Annotated in this window: 2 protein-coding genes; both read right to left on the bottom strand. The window is 32.7% G+C overall.

Annotated features, from left to right (window positions below; all coding sequences use genetic code 11):
• Positions 1–227: 227 nt before the first annotated feature.
• Positions 228–728 (bottom strand): hypothetical protein, encoded by a 501-nt coding sequence (locus DFQ02_RS14940; protein WP_147297800.1) that lies wholly within the window; start codon positions 726–728, stop codon positions 228–230.
• Between the two features lie 170 nt (positions 729–898).
• On the bottom strand, positions 899–1303 hold the full coding sequence (locus DFQ02_RS14935; RefSeq protein WP_147297799.1) for a hypothetical protein: 405 nt from the start codon (positions 1301–1303) through the stop codon (positions 899–901).
• Positions 1304–1921: the final 618 nt, after the last annotated feature.

Here is a 1921-nt window from a genome sequence, read left to right as displayed (position 1 = left end):
TGGTTTAACCCTGAGATGGAACACATTTACTTTAAGATGCATTGTCTGCGAAGCAGCGTAGATTAAAGTTCGCCATCGGCGAATGTGTTCCATCGTGTTCGTGTATGGCTCGTGCCATACGTAACAAATATAGTGAAAAGTAACACGTGCTGGAAATTCGCCAGAATTTCTTGAGCGTCTCTTAAACGACTAAGGCATGAGCTATAGACGTTGTTGTGCATAGTGTATTATCGCTCAACTTTGTTGTAATTCAGTCCAGTTTTGAATCCACAGTATGCTAGAAAAATCAAAAGAACTATTTGAATTATATAAATGACACTTGTAATCAAACCAAAATTATTTTCATTGTTTTCAATTTTATGTTCCATTTCTCCAGTACTTAAAGGTGGATATATAGTTGCGCCTGAGAAGAGTTGAGCAAATGAATCCACAATCGTGCTTATTCCACCCATTATAATGGACAGTAAAATTGTACTAATAATTAAAACCAGATTTGCCATTAAATTTTTAAAATTTTGGCGTAGAACTCGAATTAGATATACAGCAAAAAATATTGAAATTCCGAACAACAATATAAAATGATAATTTGCAATTACGAAATAGGTGTCGTGAACATTTATATCAGTTACTGATTCAGATTTGAATCCATCAATTCCGAATATTATTAAATTTAGAATCAGAACTAAAACAATAGTTCCAATTAACCAATATATTTCTTTTTTATTCAAATTTAGATTTTGAGATTTTGACATTATGCACAACGTGTTCGTATATGATTCCGTAGCGAGTGAATTCGAATGAATTCGGTCGTAGGAATCAGTATGATTTAAAGGTAGGAAATTTATTTAATCTTAACAGAGCTGAGCTATGGATTATATACGTTGTTGTACGCTGGCTTTTATTTCGCAATACTTTTTATTAAATCATTTTGAAAAAATTCAATTTCCGATTTTTTCCAAAAAGATAAGTTTATTAACCCTGTCGTGCTGTCCTCAATCCATTTTCCATTGTCATTGGATTCCACAGTCCATTTTATTGGTCGATTCCCTTTTTTTGTCAATTTCAATCGACAATCTTTGGAAAGGCCGAACGCAAAGCAATTCAGAGCGTCATTTTCATTATCAAATTGTTCGTGCCAAAAGTCAAACGCAACCATAAATCCACCATTTCCGTTATCTGTCAGAGTAACTGGAAATCCTTTGTCATTTTTTGGATTCACAGTTATAGACTCCGCGTTTAATTCATATTCCACTTCAGGATATTTCTTTAATCGGTTTACTATTTCGTCTATCGTTTTGCTCATTTTTTTCAGCTTGCGTACAACGTCTTGGGCTATTTTTAGTTGCGATTTTGTTACGCTAAAAGTAAGCAAAAAAATCGAACAACTTCGGGTCTGCGTATTTTTCCGAAGGAAAAATACATTAGCAATTAAATATAGCCATTGTTGCAAAATCGTTGTTATTTATTTTTTTTATTTCATTTTATGGTCAGTTTCACTTTTCAATTTGTTTCTCCCATTTTAATTTTCACGAGTTAATTCCGTAAATATTTTCAATACCGCAAGAAGCTTACGTTCTGCTATTCATTCCTGCGTTCTGCTGAGATTCCCACGTAAAACAATTCAGAGTTTGAGTGAGCAAAATTCCCACAATTTTAAGTTGCGATTAAGAAGCTAAAAAATTCCATATTCAATTTTCGTGAGATTGTGTTCAGCAATTTTTCATTCAGTTTTTTTTTGACTTAACAACTCCAAATTTAACAAGAATATTTTTCCGTATTTTTCACTCGAGAGTTTATTCCCACAAAGATTGGCGACAATGTTTTGCAACTCAGGGTTAAACGTAGTTCTGCTTTGAGAATGAAAAGATAATAAATTCTTGAGCAATAATTAGAGAAAAGCTCTTCCTTATAATCTCTAATT

It is taken from the genome of Seonamhaeicola aphaedonensis, from assembly GCF_003386195.1.
Lineage (GTDB): Bacteria > Bacteroidota > Bacteroidia > Flavobacteriales > Flavobacteriaceae > Seonamhaeicola > Seonamhaeicola aphaedonensis.
The sequence above is the reverse complement of the archived record's forward strand: the minus strand, read 5'-3'. Positions and strand labels throughout refer to the sequence as shown.

What these genes read in the sequence shown, in the direction of transcription:
- DFQ02_RS14935 (WP_147297799.1), bottom strand. Translation starts at nt 1,303, where the DNA reads ATGAGCAAAACGATAGACGAAATAGTAAACCGATTAAAGAAATATCCT.